18 protein-coding genes are annotated in these 25787 nt (G+C 72.3%); 6 read left to right on the top strand and 12 right to left on the bottom strand.

Going from position 1 to position 25787, the window contains the following annotated elements; translation table 11 throughout:
• Positions 1-100: 100 nt before the first annotated feature.
• Genes ACHBTE_RS06600 through ACHBTE_RS06620 form a run of 5 tightly spaced genes read right to left on the bottom strand, consistent with a single transcriptional unit; the run spans position 101 to position 8071 of the window.
• Positions 101-706, bottom strand: a complete 606-nt coding sequence (locus tag ACHBTE_RS06600) for an ATP/GTP-binding protein (protein WP_394722499.1) — start codon at positions 704-706, stop codon at positions 101-103.
• Entirely contained in the window at positions 687-4340 is a 3654-nt protein-coding gene (locus ACHBTE_RS06605; protein WP_394722500.1) for a hydantoinase B/oxoprolinase family protein, read from the bottom strand. The genes ACHBTE_RS06600 and ACHBTE_RS06605 overlap by 20 nt, the downstream gene beginning before the upstream one ends.
• Before the next feature lie 24 nt (positions 4341-4364).
• Positions 4365-4760: a DUF742 domain-containing protein gene (locus ACHBTE_RS06610; RefSeq protein WP_394722501.1), complete on the bottom strand. Its 396-nt coding sequence runs from the start codon at positions 4758-4760 to the stop codon at positions 4365-4367.
• A 9-nt stretch (positions 4761-4769) separates the two neighbouring features.
• Positions 4770-5207 (bottom strand): roadblock/LC7 domain-containing protein, encoded by a 438-nt coding sequence (locus tag ACHBTE_RS06615; RefSeq protein WP_394722502.1) that lies wholly within the window; start codon positions 5205-5207, stop codon positions 4770-4772.
• Positions 5204-8071, bottom strand: a complete 2868-nt coding sequence (locus ACHBTE_RS06620) for a nitrate- and nitrite sensing domain-containing protein (protein WP_394722503.1) — start codon at positions 8069-8071, stop codon at positions 5204-5206. Before ACHBTE_RS06620 ends, ACHBTE_RS06615 begins: the two co-directional genes overlap by 4 nt.
• 403 nt (positions 8072-8474) lie before the next feature.
• On the opposite strand from ACHBTE_RS06620, the gene ACHBTE_RS06625 reads away from it, so the two are divergent.
• A complete protein-coding gene (locus ACHBTE_RS06625; RefSeq protein ID WP_394722504.1) occupies positions 8475-9161 on the top strand; it encodes a hypothetical protein in 687 nt (228 codons plus the stop codon).
• 134 nt (positions 9162-9295) lie between these two features.
• On the opposite strand, the gene ACHBTE_RS06630 is transcribed toward ACHBTE_RS06625, so the two are convergent.
• From ACHBTE_RS06630 to ACHBTE_RS06645, 4 genes are all read right to left on the bottom strand, one after another.
• Positions 9296-13978, bottom strand: a complete 4683-nt coding sequence (locus tag ACHBTE_RS06630) for a hypothetical protein (protein ID WP_394722505.1) — start codon at positions 13976-13978, stop codon at positions 9296-9298.
• A gap of 248 nt (positions 13979-14226) precedes the next feature.
• Positions 14227-15108, bottom strand: a complete 882-nt coding sequence (locus ACHBTE_RS06635; RefSeq protein ID WP_394722506.1) for a hypothetical protein — start codon at positions 15106-15108, stop codon at positions 14227-14229.
• A 73-nt stretch (positions 15109-15181) separates the two neighbouring features.
• Complete coding sequence (locus ACHBTE_RS06640; protein ID WP_394722507.1) at positions 15182-16708, bottom strand: hypothetical protein; 1527 nt, start codon at positions 16706-16708, stop codon at positions 15182-15184.
• Positions 16709-17030: 322 nt separating this feature from the next.
• Positions 17031-17726 carry a GntR family transcriptional regulator gene (locus tag ACHBTE_RS06645; RefSeq protein WP_394722508.1) on the bottom strand — a complete coding sequence of 232 codons (696 nt, stop codon included), beginning with the start codon at positions 17724-17726 and terminating at the stop codon, positions 17031-17033.
• Positions 17727-17860: 134 nt separating this feature from the next.
• Between ACHBTE_RS06645 and ACHBTE_RS06650 the strand changes: the two genes are divergently transcribed.
• The 5 genes from ACHBTE_RS06650 (at position 17861) to ACHBTE_RS06670 (ending at position 22404) form a co-directional block, all read left to right on the top strand.
• A complete protein-coding gene (locus tag ACHBTE_RS06650; RefSeq protein ID WP_394722509.1) occupies positions 17861-19162 on the top strand; it encodes an MFS transporter in 1302 nt (433 codons plus the stop codon).
• A gap of 149 nt (positions 19163-19311) precedes the next feature.
• Positions 19312-20130, top strand: a complete 819-nt coding sequence (locus ACHBTE_RS06655) for a putative hydro-lyase (RefSeq protein WP_394722871.1) — start codon at positions 19312-19314, stop codon at positions 20128-20130.
• A gap of 35 nt (positions 20131-20165) precedes the next feature.
• Positions 20166-20924 carry a LamB/YcsF family protein gene (locus ACHBTE_RS06660; RefSeq protein ID WP_394722510.1) on the top strand — a complete coding sequence of 253 codons (759 nt, stop codon included), beginning with the start codon at positions 20166-20168 and terminating at the stop codon, positions 20922-20924.
• On the top strand, positions 20921-21538 hold the full coding sequence (locus ACHBTE_RS06665) for an allophanate hydrolase subunit 1 (protein ID WP_394722512.1): 618 nt from the start codon (positions 20921-20923) through the stop codon (positions 21536-21538). The genes ACHBTE_RS06660 and ACHBTE_RS06665 overlap by 4 nt, the downstream gene beginning before the upstream one ends.
• Positions 21535-22404 (top strand): biotin-dependent carboxyltransferase family protein, encoded by an 870-nt coding sequence (locus tag ACHBTE_RS06670; RefSeq protein WP_394722513.1) that lies wholly within the window; start codon positions 21535-21537, stop codon positions 22402-22404. Before ACHBTE_RS06665 ends, ACHBTE_RS06670 begins: the two co-directional genes overlap by 4 nt.
• Before the next feature lie 124 nt (positions 22405-22528).
• Here ACHBTE_RS06670 and ACHBTE_RS06675 read toward each other — a convergent pair whose 3' ends face one another.
• From ACHBTE_RS06675 to ACHBTE_RS06685, 3 genes are read right to left on the bottom strand one after another with little or no spacing between them, the layout of a single operon-like run.
• Entirely contained in the window at positions 22529-23386 is an 858-nt protein-coding gene (locus ACHBTE_RS06675) for an SGNH/GDSL hydrolase family protein (protein WP_394722514.1), read from the bottom strand.
• A complete protein-coding gene (locus ACHBTE_RS06680; RefSeq protein WP_394722515.1) occupies positions 23383-24546 on the bottom strand; it encodes a glycosyltransferase in 1164 nt (387 codons plus the stop codon). Before ACHBTE_RS06680 ends, ACHBTE_RS06675 begins: the two co-directional genes overlap by 4 nt.
• Positions 24543-25670, bottom strand: coding sequence for a glycosyltransferase family 4 protein (locus tag ACHBTE_RS06685; protein WP_394722518.1), 1128 nt, complete (start codon positions 25668-25670; stop codon positions 24543-24545). The genes ACHBTE_RS06680 and ACHBTE_RS06685 overlap by 4 nt, the downstream gene beginning before the upstream one ends.
• Between the last annotated feature and the right edge of the window lie 117 nt (positions 25671-25787).

Below are 25787 nucleotides of genomic sequence, written 5' to 3' on the forward strand. Positions count from 1 at the left end.
GCTCTCGAGCCGCGGTCCGTACCCCTGTCGGCGGGGGTACGGGCCATGTGGGGTGTCGGCCGGGGTACGAGCAGTGTGCGTGCGTGCGGGCGGCGCGGCCTCAAGTGCTCACGGTCTCGCGGCGGTCGGCCTGAGAGGCCATCGCGTGCTGGACGACGCCGATGAGGACCTCCTTGACGGACTCCCGGTCGCGGGCGTCGCACAGCAGCAGCGGTACGTCCTCGTCGAGGTCGAGGGCCTGCCGGATGTCCTGCGCCGGGTAACGGACGGACCCTTCGAAGCAGTTGACGCCCACGAGGAAGGGTATGGAGCGCCGTTCGAAGTAGTCGACGGCGGCGAAGCAGTCCTCCAGGCGCCGGGTGTCGGCGAGGACCACGGCGCCGAGCGCGCCCTCCGAGAGCTCGTCCCACATGAACCAGAATCGCTCCTGGCCGGGCGTGCCGAAGAGATACAGCACGAGGTCCTCGCGCAGCGTGATGCGCCCGAAGTCCATGGCCACGGTGGTGGTCCGCTTGCCCTCGACACCACTGGTGTCGTCGACCGGCCGTCCGGCCTCGGTGAGCAGTTCCTCGGTGCGCAACGGCCTGATCTCGCTGACCGCGCCGACGAGGGTGGTCTTGCCCACGCCGAAGCCGCCGGCCACCAGGATCTTGAGCGTGACGGGCTCGACCGGAGGCTTCCCGCGCTCAGAACGCCCGAAGATCATCGATCTCTTCTCCTGCTTGAAGGGGGTCGCGCGGCGGAGGGCCGTAGCCCCCGCCGCCGGGGGTTTCGATGACAAGTACGTCGCCGGGTCCGACGTCCGCGGAGTCGCTGCCGGCGAGTGCCGTGACCGTGCCGTCCGCGCGTTCGACGCGGTTGGCTCCCAGGGCTCCCGGTTCACCGCCGGCCAGGCCGTACGGCGGGACCCTGCGATGCTGGGAGAGGGTGGAGACGGTCATGGGCTCCTGGAACCGGATGCGGCGCACTGCACCGTCCCCGCCGCGCCAACGCCCCGCGCCGCCGCTGCCGCGTCGTACCGCGAACTCGTCGAGCTGGACCGGGAGTCGCCACTCCAGCACCTCGGGGTCGGTGAGCCGCGAGTTGGTCATATGGGTCTGGACGACGGGCGCGCCGGGGAACCCGTCGCCGGCGCCGGACCCGGAGGCCACGGTCTCGTAGTACTGGTGGCGGGCGTTGCCGAAGGTGACGTTGTTCATGGTGCCGGAGCCCTCGGCCTGGACGCCGAGTGCCGCATAGAGGGCGCCCGTGATGGCCTGCGAGGTCTCCACGTTGCCGGCGACCACGGCGGCGGGGGGCTCGGGCGCCAGCATGGAGCCGGGCGGCACGATGATCTTCAGCGGTCGCAGACAGCCGTCGTTGAGCGGGATGTCGTCGGCGACCAGAGTGCGGAAGACGTAGAGGACCGCCGCGTTGACGACCGAGAAGGGCGCGTTGAAGTTGGTTTCCAGCTGCGGTGAGGTGCCGGTGAAGTCGACGGTGGCCGAGCGGTCCTCGCGGTCGACACACACCCGGACGCGGATGACGGCGCCGGAATCGGTCTCGTAGGCGTACTCGCCGTCGTCGAGGGCGTCGATGACCCGGCGGACCGCCTCCTCGGCGTTGTCCTGGACATGTTTCATGTAGGCCTGGACGACGTCGAGTCCGAAGTTCTCGATCATGCGGGCGACTTCATCGACGCCCTTCCGGTTGGCCGCGATCTGGGCGCGCAGGTCGGCGAGGTTGGTCTGCGGATTGCGAGAGGGGTACGGCGCCTCGGTGAGCAGGCGGAGGGTCTCCTCGTCGCGGAAGCGGCCGTGCTCGGCGAGCAACCAGTTGTCGAAGAGGATTCCTTCCTCCTCGATGGTGCGGCTGTCGGCGGGCATGGAGCCGGGGGCGATGCCGCCGATCTCGGCGTGGTGGCCGCGGGAGGCGACGTAGAAGAGGATCTTCTGCTCACCCTCCGTGTCCGCCGGGCTTTCCGCGTCGAACACCGGGGTGATCACGGTGACGTCGGGCAGGTGAGTCCCGCCGTGGTACGGGTCGTTGACGGCGTAGGTGTCGCCGGGGCGCATCGCGGAGCCTCTGCGACGGATGACCTCTTTGACGCTCGTGCCCATCGAGCCCAGGTGGACCGGGATGTGCGGGGCGTTGGCCACCAGGTTTCCGTCCGGGTCGAAGAGGGCGCAGGAGAAGTCCAGGCGTTCCTTGATGTTGACGGACTGGGCCGTGGACTCCAGTCGGGCACCCATCTGCTCGGCGATGGACATGAACAGGTTGTTGAAGACCTCGAGAAGAACCGGATCGGCTTTCGTGTCCACGCCGGAACTCTGCGTAGTCGCCACGCGTTCCATGACCAGATGCCCGTCGTCGGATGTCGCGGCTTGCCAGCCGTCGTCGACGACGGTCGTCGCACTGGCCTCGGTGATGATCGCCGGGCCGGTGACGGTCTCGCCGGGGGGCAGATCCTCCCGGCGTCGAAGGGGTACGTCGCGCCAGGTGCCGCCCGTGTGGAGGGGGACGGTTTCCGGGCCGTCGGCCGGGCTGCCTGCCGAGGTGGCCCGGTAAGGGGAGAGCGCGAACAGATCGGGGGGTTCGGTGATGCCGGTGGCTTCGACGGAGAGGGCTTCGACGACGATCGGGCGGTCGAGGGTGAAGGAGTACGTGGCGCGATGACGTTCTTCGAAAGCGCGCCTCATGGCGTCGGGGGCGGTGAGTTCGACGGTGAGGGTGGTGTCGGTGCCGTCGTAGCGGAGCTGGGCGCGGCGGCTGACCCTGATGCGGTCCTCGGGGACGTCCTCGTCGAGGAGTTCGGTGCGCGTGGCCGTTTCGAGGTCGCCGGCCGTCTTGCGGACACCGGGCATCGCAGCGGGTTCCAGGGGAGCCTCGACGGACTGTTCGCGCATGGCCGTGGTGTCGGCCAGCCCGATGCCGAGCGCGGACAGTACACCGGCCATGGGCGGCACGAGGACGGTACGGATGCCGAGCGAGTCGGCGACCATGCACGCGTGCTGTCCCCCCGCACCGCCGAAGGTGGTGAGGGCGTAGCGGGTGACGTCATGGCCCTTCTGGACGGAGATCCGCTTCACGGCGTTGGCGATGTTGGCGACCGCGATCTGCAAGTAGCCTTCCGCCACTTGCTCCGGGGTGCGGTCGTCGCCGGTTCGGGCACGGATCTCGTGAGCGAGGGCGGCGAAGCGGTCACGGACGAGGGCGTCGTCGAGCGGCTGGTCGCCGTCGGGGCCGAACACCCTCGGGAAGTGGGCGGGTTGGATGCGGCCGAGCATCACGTTGGCGTCGGTGACGGCGAGCGGGCCGCCGCCCCGGTAGCAGGCGGGCCCGGGGTCCGCGCCCGCCGAGTCCGGCCCTACGCGGTAGCGGGAGCCGTCGAAATGGAGGACCGAGCCGCCCCCGGCCGCGACGGTGTGGATGTCCAGCATCGGGGCGCGCAGCCGGACACCGGCGATCTGGGTGGTGAAGACACGCTCGTACTCGCCGGCGAAGTGCGAGACGTCGGTGGAGGTGCCGCCCATGTCAAAGCCGATGACGCGGTCGAAGCCGGCGAGCTGGGACATGCGAGCCATGCCGACGATGCCACCGGCGGGGCCGGAGAGGATTGCGTCCTTGCCGCGGAACTGTCCGGCTTCGGCGAGACCGCCGTTGGACTGCATGAACATCAACCGCACGCCGTGCAGTTCGTCGGCGACGTGCCGGACGTACCGGCGCAGCACGGGCGAGAGGTAGGCGTCCACCACGGCGGTGTCCCCGCGCGGGACGAGCTTCATCAAGGGGCTGACCTCGCTGGACAGCGAGATCTGCGGGAAGCCGATGTCGGCGGCGAGCTGTCCGACGGCCTGCTCGTGGGCGGGGTGGAGGTGGCTGTGCAGGCACACCACGGCGACGGCACGGATTCCTTCGTCGTACGCCTCCTGGAGAGGGCCGGCGAGGGTGTCGAGGTCGGGGACGTGCAGGACGGTGCCGTCGGCGGCGATGCGCTCGTCGATCTCGACGACCCGTTCGTACAGCAGCTCGGGGAGTTCGATGCGGCGGGCGAAGATGCGGGGGCGATTCTGGTAGGCGATGCGCAGGGCGTCGCGGAAGCCGCGGGTGATGACCAGCAGGGTCCGTTCGCCCTTGCGTTCGAGCAGGGCGTTCGTGGCGACGGTCGTACCCATGCGGACCGCCTCGACGGGGTCCTGGGAGCCGTTCAGCAGTTCACGAACTCCGGCGACGGCGGCGTCGGAGTAGCGTGCCGGGTTCTCGGACAGAAGCTTGTGGGTGAGCAGGCTGCCGTCCGGGCGTCGCGCGACGATGTCCGTGAAGGTGCCGCCTCGGTCCACCCAGAACTGCCAGCCGGTCACGTCACTACCCCGCTTCCACGCCGCTCACAGCGCCCGCAGGCCGTTGATCACGTCGCGCAGAATACTCTCGTCCACCAGCTCGGCGGGCGGTACGGGCCGGTTCACATGGACGAATTCGCCGTCCACGAGATCGCCGATGAGTACGCGTACGACCCCGATGGGCAGGTCGAGCTCGGCGGAGAGTTCGGCCACGGACTGCGGGGCGTCCTGGCACAGCTCGACGATGTCCACATGCTCCGGGGACAGCGACGAGTCGGCTTCCGGATCGTCCGCGTGCGGTTCGGCCACGACCACCGCGATCAGGTCGAGGCGGTGCTGGGCCGCGCTGCTCGTGCGGCCCCGAGTCATGGCGTAGGGGCGGACGACCGGTCCGGCCTCGTCGTCGAACCAGTGGCTTCTTCCCTGACCCTCAGCGCTCATGCCATCCCACTACCCGCCCGAAGGCAGATCGGTGCGCGGAGCGGTTCCCAGATGCACTCCGACCCGCTTGACCAGGAGCGTCATCTCGTACGCGACCAAGCCCACGTCCGAATCCGCGTCCGAGAGCACCGCGAGGCAGCTGCCGTCGCCGGCGGCCGTCACGAACAGGAAGGCGTCATCGAGCTCGACGACGGTCTGTCGAACGTTGCCCGCCTCGAAATGGCGGCCCACTCCCTTGGCGAGGCTGTGGAACCCGGACGCGACGGCGGCGAGGTGCTCGCTGTCCTCGCGGGTCAGGTCCTTGGAGACTCCCGTCGGCAGGCCGTCGCCGGAGAGCACGAGGGCTTTACGGATGCTGGCGACGCGGTCCACCAGGTCGTCGAGGAGCCAGTTGAGCTCGCCGGACTGGGTGGTCGCGATGCGGTCGGTCGCCTTCGGTGCGGTCATCGACCGTCCCCCTTAGTCGTTCCTCGTGGTGCTGTGCCGCTGTGGGCGTCGTCGCCCGCGGCGTTCTCCTGGCGGCCACGCTGCCAGCCGCGCTGGAGCGAGGCCATGCGGCTGCGGACCTCGTCCGCGTCCCGCTCGACGGGCTCCGTGCGCTCCTCGGCGCGCCGGGCGGGGCCCTGCTTGAGCTGCGGGGCCAGGCTGGCCTGTCGTACGCGCCGGGGCAGCTCCGCCGTGCCGGGGGTGGTCTCCTGCTGCACGGGGCCCATGGTCGGGCCGGGGTCCTCGGGGCCGGCCGAGGCGATCGCGGGGCGTCGTGTGCGGCGCGGCAGTGCCGCGGGCTCGCCGGGCTCACCCCGACGCGGTCCGTCGGCGGGTGCGGTGTCGGCTCGGTCACCGGTGCGGTCCGGGGCACCGGACAGCCGGCCGCGTGAACCGCTGCTGCGTCGGCGGGTCGGGAGCGGGGCGAGGCTGTTCGGCTCGGGCCGGGACGGGCCGGTCGAGGACTCGGCGTCCGTCTCCGCCCGGACGTCATGCTCCTCCCGCCGGGTGCGTTGGTCGCTGACCGGGCGTCCATGGGAGCTGACCAGCTTGGGCGTCCTGCGGCGGGGCAGCGGGACCGGGGCACTGACGTCGTCGTCCGGGGTGGCCTGGTCCGGTCCGTCGTGGATGCCGGAGACCGGGTGTGCGCCGAGAGTGCCCTTGGTCTCGTTCTTCGCAGGGGCGAAGGTGCGGCGCGGGCGGAAGATACCGCCGCTGTCGCCGTCCTCCTCGTCGAGCGTGTCGGGGAAGTCGCCGAGAGCGTCGAGGTCGACGGGGGCCTCCAGCTCGACCGGCCCGTCCAGCAGGGCGGGCGGCAGGCCGGGCAGGCGTGCCGGGACCCCGGCGAGGGCCGCGCGGCGTGCCTCCTCCAGCTCGGCCTCCTTGGAGGGCGCGGGCCGGTCGAGACGGAAGCCGATGCCGTTGGTGTCCGGGACGTCGTCGGTGAGCAGCGGGTCGGGGATGAAGACGACGGCGGTGGTGCCGCCGTACGGCGACGGTTGCAGCGAGACGCGGACGTTCTGCCGCTGGGCTAGCCGGCTGACCACGAAGAGGCCGAGCCGGTCGGTGTCGGACAGTTCGAACTCGGGGGTCTCGGCGAGTCGGAGGTTGGCGTCCAACAGAGCGTCGGCAGCCATGCCCAGGCCACGGTCGTGGATCTCCAGCGTGAAGCCGTTGGCGACGCGCTCACCGAGCACCTGTACGGCGGTGTGGGGAGGGGAGAACACCGTGGCGTTCTCCAGGAGTTCGGCCACGAGGTGGGTGATGTCCGCGACGGCAGGGCCGGTGACGGCGACCCGGGGCAGACGCCTGACCTCGATGCGCTCGTAGTCCTCCACCTCGGCGACCGCGGCGCGCACGACGTCCATGAGCTGCACGGGTTTGCGCCACTGCCGGGACGGGGCGGCGCCGGAGAGGATCACCAGGCCTTCGGCGTGCCGGCGCATACGGGTGGTCAGGTGGTCGAGCCGGAACAGGTCGGCGAGTTCGTCGGTGTCCTCGGTCCGGCGTTCCATGGTGTCGAGGAGGGTGAGCTGCTTGTGGAGGAGGACCTGGCTGCGGCGGGCGAGGTTGACGAAGACCTCGGAGACGCCGGAGCGCAGTTCGGCCTGTTTGACGGCGGCCTCGACGGCTGCCCGCTGAAGGGTGTTGAGGGCTTGGCCGACCTCGCCGATCTCGTTCTTGTCGTACTCCAGGCGCGGCACCTCGGTCTCTACGTCGACCTGTTCGCCGGCGGAGAGACGGCGCATCACGCTGGGCAGCCGAACGCCGGAGGCCTCGTGTGCCTCCAGCCGCAGCTGGCGCAGATCGCGGACGAGGCCGCGGCCGATGCGCACGGACAGGACGAGGGAGAACAGCAGGGCCAGGAGGCCGAGGACTCCGGCGATGGCGGCCTTCAGGATGACGCCCATCGCGACGGGGTTGGCTCGCTCCTGATAGCGGGCGCCGGCGTCGTCGTTGAGTTTACTGAGCTCGTCGAGGACGCTTTTGGCGGCGGTGTCCCAGCTCTTGGCGTCGACCGCGCTGGGTCTGCCCGGCGGGGAGGAGATGACGGCCTGTTCGGCGACGTGCAGCGGAGCCGTGGAGGCGTTCTTCCAGAAGCGTTCGTAGCGGGCGCGTTCCGACGAGGGCAGGTCCGCAAGGCTGATCTCGTACATGAGGGTGCGCTGGGCGACCAGGTCGGAGACTTGGCGTATCTCGTCGCGGGAGAGCTTGCCGACGACGAGGGCGGAGCTGAGCAACGCGTCCTCGCGGGAGAGCAGTTCGCGGGCACGGGTGACGTTGAGCAGGGCGCGGGCCTGCTTGTCCATGGCCACGCTGTCGATCCCGTCGAGGGAGCTGAGCAGGGCGTAACAGGGGTCGACGAGCCGGTTGTAGAGGTCCAGGGCCTTGGCGCGGGTGACCGTGCCGTCCTCGACGCTGCCGCGCAGGGGGCTGATGCCGTCGAAGGCGTCCAGGACCGCGGTCAGGCGCTCGCTGTCGCCCTGGTCCAATCCGTCGCGGACGTCGGGATCCTTGGCGTTCTTGCGGATCTCGGCGACGGCGGCGTCGGTGGCGTTCCGGGTGGCCCGCAGGGCGGACAGCGCGTCGGCGGCCCGGCGGTCGGCGAGGTAGACCAGTGCTTGGCGGCGTTCCTGCTGGAGGACCCGGACGGCGTCCTCGGTGGAGTACCCGATCTTCTCGACGAGGGACGAGACCGTGAACAGCTGGGCCACACCTCGCCCGGTGAGTACCGTGGCGAAACCCCAGATGGCGGTCAGGGACACCAGCGGCACGAGAAGCAGCGCCACCATCTTCCGGCGGATCGACTTCCCGCGAAAGTGCATGGCCTCCCCCAGCTCAAACCCCCCGCGGTCAGGGGGCACACCTGTGCGTCAACAATTGGGCGCGAGCCTACTACCGACGCACAAGTAACTCGAAGAGGCATCCGGAATCTGAACTTCCGCACCGGTGGCGAGACATGGCGAGTTGTCCGGGCATTGCGGGAGATTGCCTCCTGGGAACCGACGACGTGGCGGAGGACGGATCCGGCCGGTAGGTCAGGCCAGTTGGCCGGAAATTTATGTTCCTTGGGAATCTTCTGGGTGACTCGATCGTCCTTCTCTATGGGAAATGGAGGCGGATTGGGCCACAGGAGCCGTATCCCGTCCCTGGGCGGCGTAAAACAGCGCAAGCCGGGCAACCGCCTTGGAGCTGAGTCTTCGGATGCGGGCGAGTGGTGTGCCGGCGGTGGGGAGTGACACGGTGATGGGCACGGCGGAGCGAATCGAGGCGCCTGAGGACGGCGAGACCGCGCCTGCGGAGGCGCGGCACGGTCTCGAAGCGTCGGATCGCGACATTCCGGCGGACGACAGCCGGGCGACGGGCGACCGTGACCGTCCGGGGAGTGCGAGCTCGGTGACGGCGGACGAGCGCGGCGTTTCCGTCGGAGCCGGTGGCCAGGCGGCGCCGGAGCGCAGTGCGGTAGAGGACGTCGACGGGTACGAGGCCACGGAAGGTGGCGGCGCGGCCCAAGAGCGTTCGGCGCACGGGGCGTTGTGGGTGGAGGAGCCTTCCCGGCGGCGCCGGATGCCGGATCCGGTGCGGACGGCGGCGGTGCGGGCAGTGCTGATCATCGCGGTGACCCTGATTCAGGCCATGGTGGCCTTCCTGTGCACCCTCGCGGGATCGTGGCTCGCCTTCCCGATGGTGATCAGCAGCGTGGCGAGCACCGTGGTGGCCACCTGGGGCGCCCTCGACGTCTGGGTGACCCGACAGGTCTGGAACCAGCGCCACGGTGTGGTTTCGACCCCGAGCAGCACGGCCCGCGCCCTGCGACGCGAGCGGCGCCGAGCGCGGCAGCAGGCACGGGAGACCGAGCGCGCCCAGAAGCGAATACACCGCCGGAGCGGAGCCGGGCAGTTGTCGCACTCCTGAGCAGGCCAACGGTTCCTCGGGCCCCTGAGCAGCGGGACGGTTCTTCTTGCCTCTGAGCGCCGGCCTCCCAACCCTGAGGCTGAGGGGCAGTCGTCCGGCCCCTGAGCAGACGCCTGACAGGATCCGGCTCGGCTTCAGCTTGTCGTCGGCGCGGGTCGCTTGAACATCCGGGTGGCCGTGATCTCGCTGTGTACCGCTTCCCCGGCCGAGGGCTGCTGGGGCAGTCCGGGGCGCAGGTGTTCCTCGACGCTGATGTACTTCAGGCCCGCCCTGAGGTCGGCGTCATTGCGCAGCCGGATGACCAGTGGGAACTCCGCCAGGGCGGTCGTGTCGAACAGGCCGGTGGTGTACAGGAGCTGGACGCCCAGGGCATCGGACACGGCACGCTGGAGCTCCAGCAAATACGTCGCGTTGGCGCGCCCGATCGGGTTGTCCAGGAACAGTGTGCCGGCGTGACGGTGCCTGTCCCGGCCGCGGTCGTTGGACCGCAGCGCGGCCATCGTGCAGTACAGCGCGATGGCGGCCGTGAGCAGCTGGCCACCGGAGAAGACGTCGCCCATCTGACCGACGGGTACTCGCTCCGCGCGCAGTACGGCGTCCGGCTTGAGGATCTCGACGGCGACGCCCTTGGGCTGAAGAGCGGCGGCGACGCCTCGGAGCAGCAGGGACATGCCGTCCCGGCGCAGGTCGGAGTTCTTCTTGACCGCCGCCCGTGTGGCCTCGTCGATGACCTCGCCCAGCCGTTCGGTGAGTGTGGCCTGGTCGGGCTCCTCGAAGCGGATGCGCAGGAACTCCTGCCCCGACCACTCGCCGAGCCCCTCGGGAAGCCGGGACAGCCGCTGAGCGGACCGCAGGGTCGTCAGGGCGGACTCGACCAGGCCCCGCAGCCGGTCCACGATCGAGTCGCGGTTGCGCTCCAGCTGAGCCAACTCGTCGGTGAGGACACGGAGCCGAGGGGCGAAGGCGTCCGCCCACTTCTGTGCGTGCTCGGGCAGCGCGGAGGCGGGAAGTTCCCGGATCTGCTGGCGAGCGGGGGTGCGGACCTGTTCGTAGCGCGTGGAGTTGGCGTGCCGTACGAGGACGTCGCTCGCCTCGCGCACCGCGCCCTCGGCGGCGGACAGGTCGGCGGCACAGCCGCGCAGCGACCGACGGGCCTCGGCGGCGGACTGCCGGGCCTCTTCGAGGCTGCCCGGGTAGGCCTCGGCCTCCTCCGGTTCCTCGTCGGGGGTGTGTTCCCGCAGCAGGTCGCGCAGCATCGCGGCGATCTCGTCGAAGCCGCCCGCCGCGTCCTCGGCGGCGCGGTGGGCGTCGAGGAGCTCCGCATGCGCGTCCCGGGCTTGCGTCAACGCCTCGGTGCGGGAGGCGAGTTCGGCGGTCGCGGTGCGCAGCAGGGCCTGGGCGTGCTCGGCGTCGCGCGGCTGGAGTTCCTCCGACAGCTCGGTGTGGGTCTCGCCGTCCTCGGGCGCGTGTCGCTCGGCCTCGCCGCGCAGCCGGCCCAGTTGCTCGCTGGCACTGGACATCCGGGTCTCCAGGAGCTGAACCAGCTCCTCCGCACGTGCGGCGGCTGCCTGCCTTGAGGGGCCGTCGGAGCCGTCGGGTGACTCGAGGAGTTGCTCGGCGCGGGTGCGGACCTTGTTGCTCAAGCGGTCCAGCTCCGCGCGCGCCGCGCTCTCGTCGCTCTCCGCGCGGGCCTGCTCGGCACGCAGATCGGCGCCGACACCCACCTTCTCGTACACCTGCGAGGCGGCCCGGTACGCCTCGCGCAGTGCCGGCAGGGACGTCTTCGGGGCATCCGCTTCGGTGTGCGGGACGTCGTCCGGCGCGCCCGCGATCTCCGAGCGCTCGGCACGCAGGGCGCGGGCGGTACGGCGCGCGTCGTCGGCGGCACGCTGGGCGGCGCGGCGGTCCTCGTCGGCGGCGCGGGCGCGTTCCAGGCAGGTCCGGGCGCGGGCCTCGGACTCGCTGGCCTCGTCGGCGAGTTCACGCAGCTTGACCTGCCAGCCCGCCCGCTCACGCAGCCGGAAGGCGAGGCCGGCCAGGGCGTCCGCGGCGCGCCGGGCCTTCTGCGCGGCTTCCTGTCGCTCGTCGCGGACCTGGGCGGCCTCGGCGGCGGCTTCGTCGGCCTCGGCCCGTACGGTCCGCGCCTCGGACAGCTCGGCCTCGGACTCCTCGGCGAACGCCCTGGTGTCGCGGGCGGCCTGCGCCAGCTCGACCAGTCGGCCGGCGGGGCAGCCGGTGCGCCAGGAGGCGAGCCGTGCGGCCAGTTCCCGGTCCTTGCCGAGCCGCGCGGCCAGCGACCGGATCTCGTCGTCCCGCTCGGTCGCCCGGGCACGCAGGGCCTGGCGCTCCTCGTCGGCGGCGTGCTCGTCGTGCATGGCGGGGTTCGGCGGTACGAGGAAGACGTCACCGCTCCGCGAGTCGGGGGCCGGGGTCGGGGCGAGCAGGGCAGCCGCCGTGCCCACCGCGACGGCCGACCGGGGCAGCAGGGCGGCGTCGCCGAGCACCTCGCGGGCCCGCGCGTGCGTGTCGGGGTCGGTGATGATGACGCCGTCGACCAGTTCCGGTCGGGCTGCGAGCACGCGTGCGTGGTCGGCGGGATCGACGGCCTGGGCGAGATAACGCCAGCCCGGCAGGGCTGGGATGCCCTGCTCGCCGAGGAACTCCACGGTGGCCAGCACGTCCGGGCCGGGCGGCAGCAGCCCTCCGTCGCCGAGCGCGCCGAGGATCCGGGAGTCGTCGGCAGCCGCCGTACGCAGCTCGAAGAGCTGTCGCTCGGCGCCCGAGACGGCGTCGTCGAGCAGTTCGCGCAACTCGTCGGCGAAGCGGTCCAGGTCCTCCGGGGTGAGGGCGCCCGCAGAAGGGGCGCTTGGGACGGCCGCTTCCACGGCATCGTGGGTGGCGGTGCTGCCTTGGCTGCCGTCGCCGGCCGACCGGGGCGCCGGCACGGAGGACCCGCGTCGGGGGCCGGGGTCGCCGGCCAGCCCGAGCAGTTCGGCGAGCCTCTCCTCCGCCGCCAAGGCCTCGGCGAGACGGCGTTCGGCTTCGTAGGACCGCTCTGCCGCCGTCGCGGCGTCCGCCGCGCGGGCCGCCGTCAGCTCGGCCCGGGACTCGGTCGAGGCTGCCTCGCGCGCGTGCTCCGAGGCTCGCCGTGAGGTGTCGCGGGCGGTGTCCCAAGCGGCGACGGCCGTCTTCTCGGCGTCGCTGGCGGCGAGGGCCGCGCGGGCCGGGTCGGCGTCGGGCGCGCTGTCGTCCAGCCACCCGGCGCGCACGGCCTCGGCGGTCTCCTGCTCGACCTCGGACAGCCGCTGCCGCAGATGCCCGACCTCGCTGCGGGCGCGCTGCGCCTCGGTGGCGGCGGCGGTGGAGTCGCTGTACGCGGACTCGCTGACCTCCTGGAGTGCGGCGGACCGCTCCTCCTGTTCGTTGGCAAGGGTCTCGGCGTTCTCCGCGGCCGAGTGCAGGGCCCGTACGAGATCGACGGCGGCCTTGGCGCGGGCGGCCAGCGCCGGGGCGGCGTCCCGCTCGGCCTCCTGGATCGCGACGGCCACGCGGGCGACACGGTCGGCGGCGGCGCGGTGGCGCAGCACGGCCTCGGCGGCCTGCCAGGCGGAGTGCAGGGTGCGGGCGTCTGCGAGTTCGCGCCTCTGGGCAGCCGCCGACTTCTCGGCGGCGGCGAGCGCCAACGAGGCGTGCCGGTAAGCCAGTTCGGCCGCGATCAGCGCGCTGCGCTCCCGCGCCGCCTCCGAGTGCGTAACGGCGTAGGCGGCGGCGGTGACCCGCTGTGCGAGGTCGGCGGCGCGCACCCGCTCCTGGGCGCCCCGCGCCGACAGGCGCCGAGCGAGGGTCCGGGTCCGCCGCTCGGCACCGGTGTGGATGTCACGCGCGCGTGCACGCGTACCGGTGGCCTCGACGATCCGTCCGAGCAGATCGACCGATCCCGCGGTGAAGTCCCGTTCGGCGATCAGCTCGGCGCGCCGGCCCAGCTTGTTGCCGAAGCCGCTGACCAGGTCGGCGAGCCCGTCGGTGTCCCGGGTGTCCGTCACGGCCCGCAGCAGCAGGTCGGTGAAGTCGGAGTCCTTCTTGACCGCGAAGAGGCCGGCGGCTTCGCCCTCGTCGGCGTTCATCTCCCGCTGGTAGCGGAAGAGTTCGGGGTCGAGGCCGAGGTCGCCGAGGTGCTCGATCCAGCGGTCGTGGATCTCCTCCCAGTGCACCTCCAGATGCGGATACGCCTTGCCCGCCTCGGTGATGGCGTCCCGGAAGCCCTTCATGGTGCGGCGGCGGCCCTGGGCGCCCGACTGACCCTCGACGGGCCGTCGTACGGCGGTGGACTCGGCCACCGGGAGGTTGTCCAGGCTGAGCCCGGGGCCCGGCCGGAAGGAGTACCAGGCCTCGGCGAACTTCCTCGGGTCGTTGGACACCTGGCGCCCGCGCCACTCGCTGACCTTGCCGACCACGACGCACTCGCCGGTCAGCGTGTGCTGCCACTCCAGCGCGACATGGCCGCAGTCGTCGGCGAGCAGGAACTTGCGCAGCACACCGGAGCTGGCGCCGCCGAGGGTGTTGCGGTGTCCGGGCAGCATCACGGAGAAGATCAGCTTGAGCAGGACCGACTTGCCGCCGCCGTTCTCCAGGAAGAGCACTCCGGCGGGCGCCGGGCGACGCGGCGGCCCGACGGGCTCCTCCTCGAAGAACTCCGCCTGCGTCGGCGCGGGGTCGGGCACGGGCTCACCGACACCGCGCAGGTCAAGCACGGTGTCGGCGTAGCGCGCACCGGCCGGTCCGATGGAGTAGAGACGGACCCGGGACAGCTCGTACATGGCGGACTCTCGTAAGTCTTCGGCAGATCAGGAAAGTTCGGTGAAGCGTGTGCTTCGGACGGACGTGGAGGCCGTGGGCCTCGGGGGGCTGAAGCCGGGGGCTTCGTGCGGCCATGAAACCCGTGGGCTTCGAGCCGCCATGAAACCCGTGGGCTTCGAGCGGATACGAGCCCTGGGCCTCGAGGGGATGTGAGCCGCTGGGCTTGAAGCGGATCCCTGGGCTTCGGCGGTCATGAAACCCGTGGTCCTCAGCCGGAGTGGAACGGCAGTCCGGCGTCGGCCGCCAGTTCCAGGTCGTCTGAGTCCTCGGGTGGCAGCAGGGTCGGTGATCCGTCGGTGACCGGCACCACTCCCAGTTCCAGCAGCTCGGTCATGGCGGCGCTGCCCGCCATGTCCCGCACCTGGAGCTGGTAGCGGGCGGTCGTCCGGTAGGTACCGCCGTTGTCGTCACCCGTGCGCTGGAGGAATCCGGAGTCGGTGAGGAAGGCCGCGGCCTTGCCGACGATGCCGGTCGTCGAACCGGCGAGCCGACGCGCGTCCTTGGTGGCGCCGGTGGCGCTGCGTCTCACCCAGATCCGCCAGGCCGCCTCCAGACCGGGCGCGTCCGTGGCGGGGTCGGTGTTCTCCCCCTGCTCATCGGCGCGCTCCTCCAGTCGGCGGCAGGCCTGCCGGACGAAGGCGTCGACGCCGTTGACGGTGACCCGGCCGATGTAGCCGTCGTCGGCGAGGTCCTCGGGGCGCGGGAACGCCATGGCGGCCACGGCGAGATGCGCCAGCCCGTGCAGGAACCGGTCCCCGCCGTCGGCCGACGTCCGGCGCGCGTAGTCCCCCATGCGCACGGCGAACACGGAGTCCTCGGCGGCGGTCACCGCCATGCCCGCGCGTGGCGAGACCTCCAGCACGACCAGCCCGAGTCCGGCGGCCACGGCGTCGGCGAGGCGCGCGAACGGCGGGTCCTCGCGGTAGCGCCGCAGCAGCTCGGTGTACTCCTGGTCACGCGCGGGCTGCAGCTTCGGCTGCAACCCGAAGGCGACGAGCCGCGCCGCGTCGGCGGCGTCGGCTGGGGTGACCGCGGCGATCGCCGACGGGGCGGGGGCCTCCGCGTCGCTCCACTCCATGTGCTCGCTCACGGTTGGGGCTCCTTGCTGCGCTGCTGCGTGCGCTGTCGCACACTCATGCACTCACTTCTGCGCTGTTTCTCACTCACGCTGCTTCCGTCCTGTCCGCGGCCATCCCCGCCGCGTCCAACAACGCCGTCCCCACGATCAGGTCGGCGCCGCCGAACTCGGGGTCGTCCAGCTCGGTCCCGTCATCCACGGCGAACAGCAGCTTCTCCTCGCCCTGCCGGTAGGCGGTGCCCACAGGCGGGCTGGCCGCGTGGACGGCCAACAGGGCCACCAGATACGGCAGATCGGGGTCCTGCCGCCGGGCCTGCGCCAGGAGTCCCGACAGCCGTCGGGGCGCGTCGGCCGGCAGATCCAGCAGCTCCATGGCGGCCCCCAGCTGCTCCTCGCTGAAGCGGCTGTCGTCCGGGGTCGCGATCAGGTCGGGCTCGGGCATCTCCGCACCCAGGTGCTCGCGCTCCACGGGCGGCGTCAGCAGTATGTCGACGAGATCACCCACACGCACCGACACCGGCGTGCGCAGGCCGGTCCCGCGTGCGAAGTAGGCGTCCGTGACCCTGACGGCCTGCTCCAGCGGCAGTGGGAGGACGGGCGCGACCAGATGTCCGTAGAGGTCTATGCCCGACGTCGTCATCGGCGTCGCGAAGGCCTGCCGGTCCTGTTCGGCGCGGAAGAGCGGCCCGGCCTCCAGCAGGCGCGACTGAAGTTGCGTATGGCGCCGGATGCAGTCCTTGACGATGTCGACGAGCTCGGCGGCTCGCCGTTTGTGCTCGGTGTCCTCGGTCTCGTCGCGGGCCTTGCGGATGTTGGTGAGGATCGCGTTCTCGTGGCGATACCGGTCGGCGACGTGGTCGAGCGCCTCGGCGATCATGTCCGGTACGGAGTTCAGCCAGTCCACCGCGCGGACGTTGCGGCGGGTCGCCTCCAGGGCTCGGCGGAGCGTCTCCGAATACTGCACGGTGCGGTACCGGGCCTGCTCGGCGGCCAGCTGCGCGTCGGCGAGTCGGCCGCGGTTGATCAAGACCTCCAGCTTGACCTCGGCGGCGATCTGCGCGCTGGTGACGTCGGTGTCGAGGGCGCCGACGAGAACGTTGACCGCCTCGTCCGTCGTCCGCAGATACACCGTGCCGCCCGGGCCCGGCACCTCCTCGATCAGCTTGAAGTCGTAGTCGCGCCGGACATAGCTGCCGTCCGGCGCGAACGTGCCGTACACCGCCCGGAAGCCGCGGTCCACGCTGCCGACGTTGATCAGGTTCTCCAGGACCCAGCGGGCCACCCGCTCGTGCTCGGCGACGGGGCGCCGAGGGGCCTGGGCGGCGATGCGCGGGATGAGCCGGGCGACGATCTGGTCGTGGTCGGCGCCCGTGTCGAAGTCCATGTTCAGCGTGACCAGGTCGATGGCGGCGAGCGCCACCTCCGCCATGCCGTAGACCGAATACTCGCCCGCGAGATTGGCCTTGCGCGCGTCGAGGTCGTGCAGCGGGGCCGTGCAGGCGAGCGCGCGCAACCGCCGCGCCAGCCCCTCGTCGGCGGCCGGGCCCGGAGCTGGGCGCGGCCCCGCGCTGAGCTGGGGCGGAACACGGTCCGTCGATGCAGGCGAAGTCACGGTGCACAGACTAGGTCCTCGGTCTGACAACGACCCAAACGACGGTGCTCCGCCGGGTGGGCCGGGAACCGCAGGTCATCTTGTCGGTGCGGGCGGTCGACGGCCGCCCACGCGCCCGGCTGCCGAACCGCACGCGCCGGCCGGCTGCACGCCCGCGGCGTGCTCCTGGCCCACGTCCGCTGCCGGGCGCGCTCATCAGCCGACCGGGACGGACGTCCGGCTGCCCTCACCGCCCGGCGGGCCGAGCCGCCGACCCGCGCCCTCAGCCTTCCACGCACCGCCGGAACCCACTGGCCGGCCGCCCCCGGACGAACCCCCGCCCCTACGACGTACTGGTCACCCGCCGCCGATACACCTCCACCACCCGCTCTAGCGAGTCGTCGAGATACACGGCGAGCAGCTTCTCGGCCTCGGCCCTGTCCCCCGCCTCCAGCGCCTGGAGGATCTGTCGGTTGCGGGCGAGATAGGGTTCGTGCAGCCGCTTCGGGTCGTCCACCACGTGGAACGCCAGCCGCAGCTCCGCGAAGACGCTGCGCATCACCTCGTCCGTGCGGGCGCTCCCGGCGAGGGAGACAAGCTCCCGGTGGAAGTGGATGTTGGCGGTACCCACACCTTTCCAGTCACCTTCGTGGGCAGCGCGCCGGCCTTCCTCGACCGCCCCGGCGAGCGCCTCGAGGCCGTAGGGAGGCTCACCGAGCCCTCGTACGACCGCACACTCGACGAGTCCGCGGGTGCGGTAGATGTCCTCTACGTCCTCCACCGTCAGGACCCGGACGAACACGCCCCGGTTCAGCTCGTGCACGAGCAGGCGTTCATGGGTGAGCAGCCGGAACGCCTCGCGCAGCGTGTTGCGGGAGACGCCGAGCGCGCCGCCGATGCTGTCCTCCGACAGCCGGGTGCCGGGCGGGAAGAACCCTTCGGCGATGCGGCTCCTGAGGATGTCCGAGACCCGCTCCGCCGTGCTCGTGCGGCCCAGCAGGGCACGATCCTCGGAGAGGGATGTCAGCTGCTCGTCCATGCCGGAATTCAATCGCAGATCACAAGAACGAACCAACATGGGTATTGAGGGATCGTTGAACAATCCTCTACGGTGCTTCGAACCGGCACGGCTCACTCGTCACGCACCCTCCGTCCCCTCACTGCGAGGTGCCCATGAGCACAACCCCTCCACCGCAGGCCCCGAGCACCGACGAACGCCCCGTCCCGATCGAACGCACCGCAGACGACGGGGCGTTCGCCTGGCTGCGTGCGCTCGGGCCGCGGGGCCGCCGCGCCTTCGCGGGCGCCTTCGGCGGCTATGCCCTGGACTCGTACGACTACTTCACGCTGCCGCTGAGCATGGTCGCGCTGGCTGCGTACTTCGGCCTGGACAGCGGCCAGACCGGTCTGTTCACCACCGTCACGCTCGTGGTGTCCGCGATCGGCGGTGCCCTCGCGGGGGTGTTGGCCGACCGGATCGGCCGGGTCAAGGCACTGATGATCACGGTCATCACCTACGCGGTCTTCACCGTCGCCTGTGGCTTCGCCCCCAACTACGAGTGGCTGCTGGTCTTCCGCGCCCTTCAGGGCCTCGGCTTCGGCGGTGAGTGGGCGGTCGGCGCGATCCTCGTCGCCGAGTACGCGAGCGCCAAGCACCGGGGCCGCACCCTGGGTGCGATCCAGAGCTCGTGGGCCGTCGGCTGGGCCCTTGCCGCGATCATGTACACCGTGGTCTTCTCACTCGTCGACGACGACCTGGCCTGGCGCGTGATGTTCTGGACCGGCGCGCTGCCCGCGCTGCTCGTCATCTGGATGCGCCGCCGGGTGCACGACGCCCCCGAGGCGGTGGCCGTGCGTGAACAGAGCGCCGAGAAGGGCTCGTTCGCGGCGATCTTCAAGCCGGGCCTGCTGCGAGTGACGATCTTCGCGGGACTGCTCTCCACCGGCGTCCAGGGCGGCTACTACACCCTCGCCACCTGGGTGCCGACCTATCTGAAAACCGAGCGCGAGCTGTCGGTCGTCGGCACCGGCGGCTATCTGACGTTCCTGATCTCCGGCGCCTTCATCGGCTATCTGACCGGCGGTTACCTCACCGACCGGCTGGGCCGCCGGCGCAACATCTGGCTGTTCGCCCTGCTGTCGGCGATCTGCATCCTGGCGTACGCGAACATCCCGAGCGGGGCCAACACCCTGCTCCTGGTACTCGGTTTCCCCCTCGGTTTCTGCATGTCGGCGATCTTCAGCGGCTTCGGTTCGTACCTGAGCGAGCTGTACCCGACGGCGGTGCGCGGCACGGGACAGGGCTTCACGTACAACACCGGCCGCGCGGTGGGCGCCGTCTTCCCCACCATGGTGGGCTTCCTGGCCGACAGCTGGGGCGTGGGCGGCGCGCTGGTCTTCGGCGCGATCGGCTACGGCATCGCGGCGCTGGCGCTGCTCGGGCTGCCGGAGACGCGCGGGAAGGAGCTGGCGTGAGCCGCACAGAGGACCGCTCGCTCAGGGCTGTGCCCGCCGATCGCGCACCCAACCCGACCGACAAGCACGCACCCACCCCGACCGGCACGCGTGCACCCACCACGGCCGACAAGCGCGCACCCGCCCCCACCGCCGATCGCCGACTCGCCCTGACCGGCGACCGCCCTCTCACCGTCGTCGACGAGCACGCGCGCGCGTGGAGCCCGCAAGCGGCACGCGCCCGCTTCCGGGAGGGCCTCACGGGACCCACGGCCGGAGTCGCGGCGGGCCACACGCAGGTCAATCTGATCTCGGTGCCGGCCGACTGGGCGTACGAGATGCTGCTGTTCTGCCAGCGCAATCCGAAGCCCTGCCCGGTACTCGACGTCACGGACGCCGGTTCCTGGTCGACCGTTCTCGCCCCCGGCGCCGACCTGCGCACCGATCTGCCGCGCTACCGGGTGTGGCAGGACGGTGAGTTGGTGGCCGAGCCGACGGACGTGCGCGCGCACTGGCGAGGCGACCTCGTGTCGTTCCTGATCGGATGCAGCTTCACCTTCGAGTGGGCGCTGTCCTCGGCCGGGGTGCCGATCCGCCACGTCGAGCAGGGCCGCAACGTCCCGATGTACCTCACCGGCCGGCACTGCCGTCCGGCGGGACGGCTGCGCGGCCCGATGGTGGTGTCCATGCGCCCGGTACCGCCGCAGCACGTGGCGACGGCGCTGCGGGAGACCGGTCTGCTCCCGGCGGTGCACGGCGCTCCCGTGCACTGCGGTGACCCGGCGGCGCTGGGCATCGCGGACCTGGGCCGCCCGGACTTCGGTGATCCGGTGGACGTGGAGCCGGACGACATCCCGATGTTCTGGGCCTGCGGTGTGACCCCGCAGGCCGCGGTGATGGCTTCGCGCCCGCCGTTCGCCATCACCCACGCGCCGGGCCAGATGTTCCTGACCGACGCCCGCGACGAGCAGTACCGCATCGTCGCCTGACCGGGGAACCGAAGAACCGAGGAAACGACGCACGTATGACCTTCATCGATCTCAACGCCGACCTCGGCGAGGGCTTCGGCCGCTGGCAGCTCACCGACGACGAACAGCTGCTGTCCGTCGTCACGAGTGCCAACGTGGCCTGCGGCTTCCACGCGGGGGACGCCGCCACCATGCGGCGGGTGTGCGAGCAGGCCGCCGAACGCGGGGTACGGGTCGGCGCCCAGGTCTCCTACCGGGACCTCGCGGGGTTCGGGCGGCGCGCCATGGACGTGCCGTCCGCCGAGCTGACGGCCGAAGTGGCCTACCAGATCGGCGCCCTGGAGGTCTTCGCGCGAGCGGCGGGCACGCGCGTGTCGTACGTCAAGCCGCACGGCGCCCTCTACAACCGCGTCGTGCACGACGAGGAGCAGGCCGGTGCGGTCGTCGACGGCGTGCTCCTCGCGGACGCCACGCTGCCCGTACTCGGCCTGCCCGGCTCGCGGCTGCTGGACCTGGCCGCCAAGGCCGGGCTGCCTGCCGTCACGGAGGCGTTCGCGGACCGCGCGTACACCGAGCAGGCCACGCTCGTGCCACGTGGCCGGGACGGCGCCGTGGTCACCGACCCGGAGGCTGTCGTGGAACGCTCGCTGGGCATCGCCCGCTCCGGCGTGGTCACCGCGCACACCGGGGCCCCCGTCGAGGTACGCGCGCGTTCCCTGTGCCTGCACGGGGACACGCCGGGCGCCGTCGAGCTGGCCCGGCGGGTGCGGGCCCGGCTGGAGGAGTCCGGCGTCCGGGTGGAGGCCTTCGTATGAGGGCGCTGCCCGTCGGCGACGACGCCCTGCTCGTCGAGGTGTCCTCGGGCGAGGAGGCCCGGGCGCTGCACGCCGAGCTGCTCCGGCGGCGCGCCGAGGGCTCGCTGTCGGTCCGCGAGATCGTCCCGGCGGCCCGGACGGTCCTGCTCGACGGCCTCGCCGAACCGGCCCGCCTGGCCCGTGAACTCACCGCGTCCGACGTGCCGCCCGCTCCCCCGCGCTCCGGCGATGTCGTCGAACTCCCGGTGCGTTACGACGGTCCGGACCTGGCCGAGGTCGCCGCCCACTGGGGCGTGTCCGGAGCCGAGGCGGCCCGCATCCACGCGGACACCGAATTCAGCGTCGCCTTCTGCGGTTTCGCCCCCGGATTCGGCTATCTCACCGGCCTGCCGCCCCGCTACGACGTCCCTCGCCGCGCCACCCCTCGCACGGCCGTACCGGCGGGCTCGGTCGCGCTGGCGGGGCCGTACACGGGTGTGTACCCGCGTTCGTCGCCGGGTGGCTGGCAGCTGATCGGTACCACGGACAGCGTGCTGTGGGACCACGCGCGCGTGCCGGCCGCGTTGCTGTCGCCGGGCACGCGCGTGCGCTTCGTTCCGGTGGGGAGCTCATGACCGACCGCGCGCTGGCCGTCGTACGTGCCGGAGCGCTCACCACCGTGCAGGACCTGGGCCGTCCCGGCCATGCCCACCTCGGCGTGCCGCGTTCGGGTGCGCTGGACGGGCCGACCGCGGCGCTGGTCAACCGCCTGGTCGGCAATGCCCCCGGGGCGGCCGTACTGGAGACGACCCTCAACGGCTGTGCACTGCGGCCTCGTTCGGCGGTCACCGTGGCGGTCGGCGGGGCGCCCTGCCGGGTCACGGTGGGCGGTCGGGCGGCTGCCTGGGGCGCTGCGGTGCGGGTGCCCGCCGGTGCGCTCCTGGAGGTCGGCCCTGCCGTCCGCGGCGTCCGCAGCTATGTGGCCGTCTCCGGCGGCATCGCCGTGGAGCCGGTCCTGGGCAGCCGCTCCACGGACCTCCTGTCCGGCCTCGGCCCCCCTCCCCTCACCGACGGCACAGTGCTGCCCCTGGGCCGCCCGACGCCCCTGTACGCGCGCGTGGAGGCCGCCCCGCAGCCCGGGCCTCCCGCCGAACTGGTCCTGCGCGTGACTCTGGGGCCCCGCGACGACTGGTTCACTCCGCGGGCGGTGCGGCTCTTCACATCAGCCGCGTTCAGCGTCTCTCCGGCGAGCAACCGCATCGGCCTGCGCACGGAGGGACCCGCCCTGGAACGGGCCGTCACGAGTGAACTCCCGAGCGAAGGCATGGTTCTGGGCGCCGTCCAGGTCCCGCCTGACGGCAGGCCCGTCGTGTTCCTGGCGGACCATCCGACGACGGGCGGTTATCCGGTGATCGCGGTCGTCCGCGCGGCCGACCTCCCGGCCGTTGCCCAGTCGGTGCCGGGCACCCCGGTTCGCTTCCTGGCCGTGCGCAGGCGCTGACGCGCTCCACAGGGCGGCCTCAACCGCCCGACCCGGCCCACCCACCCCACCGATCCGCCGCGGACGATGCAGCGGCCTCCACCACGAAGCGTCGGCGGACGATGCAGCGGCCCTCCGCGAGGTGTCACGCAACGTCCGCCTGCATCGGCGGCTCCGCCACCGCCAGCGCCGCCAGCGCGGCCGACACCGCGTGCGCGGCCCCGAGATCGAGGCGCGCACTGGTGCCCCGTGCCCGGTGCCGCATCTCGTCGGCCGCGAGGCGCAGCAGCTGGGGCAGCAGGTCGTTGCAGCGCCGGACCACCCAGGCGGTGCCCGCGGTCGCCAGCCACAGCAGGCTCGCCGACCTGGGCGGCGGGGCGAACTCGGGCTCTGGCGAGGGCGGGACGCCCATCGCGGCTCCCGTCTGCGTCAGCAGCCCGTGGAACCGCACCGCGAGCTGTCGGTGCCCGCGCTCACCGGGGTGCAGCCGGTCCGCGCTCCACATCGCCCGGTCGGTGAGCCACGCCTCGTCGGCCGCGTGCAGATGCACCGCCCCGTACCGCTCGGACAGGGCGTGGACGACCGTGTTGACCGCCCGCTGCCGACGGGCCAGCGGGCGAGCCAGGGCGCCCGGCAGGCCGAGCATCCGGCCGGGGTCCGGCAGACAGGCCGTGAGCAGCACCGTGCGCCGCTCGGTGAAGGCTGCGTACACCTTGTCGAGTCGCGCGGCGATCGCGTGGATGTCGAAGGTGCGGCGCAGCGTGTCGTTGACGCCGATGAGGACGGACACGACGTCCGGCCGCAGCTCCAGCCCGGCGGGCAGCTGCCGTTCCAGCACGTCGTGTGTCTGGGCCCCGCTCACCGCGAGGTTGGTGAAGTCCACAGCCCCCTCGCGGAGCCCGCCGGCGAGCAGCGCGGCCCAGCCACGCCACCCGTCGGCGACGGGGTCGCCCACGCCTTCGGTGAGCGAGTCGCCCAGGGCCACGAAACGTACCGGTCTCATGCTGCACCCTCCGGCAGGAACGCACGGCTTCGGTCCGGCACCCTGGCGTCGTGCGCGGCGAGGAAGGCGTCCACCGCCGTGGTCCAGCCGAAGCACTCGGCACGCGCGCGTGCCGTTTCCCGGCGCTCCGCCTCGGGGCGTTCCAGCAGCATGTCCACGGCGTCCGCGAAGGCCCCGCCGTCGTCCGCGGCGACCGCCCCGGCGGAGCCGACGACTTCAGGCAGCGCGGACGACGTGCTCACCGCGACGGGCGTCCCGCACGCCATCGCCTCCAGCGCGGCCAGCCCGAAGGTCTCGGCGGGCCCGGGTGCCAGGCACACGTCGGCCGAGGCCTGGAGCGAGCCCAGCAGGTCCCGGTCGGTGACGTGCCCGAGGAAGGTCACCGGCAACTCCCGCTCGCGTGCCCGCTGTTCGAGACGTGCGCGCAGTGGGCCGTCCCCGGCGACCACCAGCACCGCCTTCCGGCCGCGCCGCAGCAGCGCCTCCAGGGCGTCCAGTCCGGTAATGGGCCGCTTCTCGACCGACAGACGGGTGCACATCACGAGCAGCAGCTCGTCCACGCGCGCGTGCCGGCCCCGCAGCCCGCGGTCGTGCAGCGCGGGGTGCCGCGCCACGAGGTCGACGCCCAGTGGGGCGCGTACGACATTGCGCGCGCCGATGCGCACGAACTCCCGCTCGGCGAACTCGGTGGTGCACACCACGCGCGCGTAGGTGTGCGCGGTACGGACGTTGAGCGCGTCGGCCGTCCGCCGGGCGGCCCCCTCGGGCAGGCCCCAGGTGCGCAGGACACCGTCGGCGGTCTCGTGGGAGACCATCACGGCGGGCACCCGGGCGCGCCGCGCCCATTTGCCGGTCCACCGCAGGGTCGTGCGGTCCGAGACCTCCAGGCGGTCGGGGGCCAGTTCCTCCAGGAGCCGGGCCACCCGCCGCTTGTCGGTGAGCACGCGGTAGCCCCCGGTGCCGGGCAGCAGCGGGCCCGGCATGGTGATCACGCGGCCCTGTTCGGTCTCGCGGTCGCTCACGCGGTCACCGGGCACGATGAGCACCGGCTCGTGTCCGGCCTCCCTGAAGCCCTTGCCGAGCTCGCGCAGGGCGGTACGCAGTCCGCCGGAGGCGGGGGCGACGAAGTTCGCGAGCCGGACGATGCGCAGGCCGTTCATGCCGCCATCACCGCCCGACGCGCGACGACCACGTCCTCGTAGTGACCGATCAGCTGGTCGCCGACGGCCGCCCAGGTGCGCCCCTCGACCGTCGCCCGCCCGGCCAGGCCGTACGCCGCCCGGAGCGCGGGGTCGGCGGCCAGGGACCGTACGGCGTCCCGTACGGCGTCGGCGTCGTGCGGCGGCACGAGGAGCCCGGTGCGGCCGTGGTCGACCAGGTCCAGCGGGCCGCCCGCGGCGGGCGCGACGACGGGCACGCCGCTGGCCATGGCCTCCTGCACGGTCTGGCAGAACGTCTCGAACGGGCCGGTGTGGGCGAAGACGTCGAGCGAGGCGAAGATCCGGGCGAGGTCGCTCCCCTCGCGCCGGCCGAGGAAGACCGCCCCGGGCAGCGCCTCGTCGAGACCGGGCCGGCTCGGCCCGTCGCCGACGATCACGAGCCGCACGCCCGGCATGGCGTTCACGCCGGACAGCAGTTCGATGTGCTTCTCGGGGGCGAGCCGCCCGACATAGCCGACGATCACCTCGCCGTTCGGGGCGAGTTCGCGGCGCAGTGCCTCGTCCCGCAGCTCGGGGCGGAAGCGGGCGGTGTCCACGCCGCGCCGCCAGAGGTGCACCCGGGGCACTCCGTGGGCCTCCAGATCGTTCTGGGATGCGGTGGACGGGGCGAGGGTGCGGTCGGCGGCGGAGTGGACGGAGCGTATGCGGCGCCAGGCGGCGGCCTCTCCGGCGCCCATGTAGGTGCGGGCGTAGCCGGCCAGGTCAGTCTGGTAGACGGCGACGGCGGGGACGCCGAGCCGGGCGGCGGCGGCCATGCCGCGGACGCCGAGGACGAAGGGGCTGGCCAGGTGCACGAGGTCGGCGCGGTGCTCGATGATCGCCGCGGCGAGGCGGCGGCTGGGCAGGGCGACGCGGACCTGGGGATAGCCCGGGAGCGGGAGGGAGGGGACATGGACGAGGGGGCACGGCGCCGACGAGCCGAGCTTGTTGCCGGGCGCCGGGGCGGGTGCGACGACGAGGGGGGCGTGACCGCGATCGACGAGGTGCCGGGCGGTCTGGAGCGCGCAGTGGGCCACGCCGTTCACATCGGGGGGAAAGGATTCGGTCACGATGACGACACGCATACCGGTGTTGTCGCCGTGCCGGACGTGGCCGCGTCAACGTGGATCTTTCCGAACAGGGAACGTCCCATGAGCGTTCCGCGGCGCACCCGGGCGGGCCAGGACACGTCCATGCGTGCC

Source organism: Streptomyces sp. M41 (assembly GCF_043673425.1).
Taxonomy (GTDB): Bacteria; Actinomycetota; Actinomycetes; order Streptomycetales; family Streptomycetaceae; genus Streptomyces.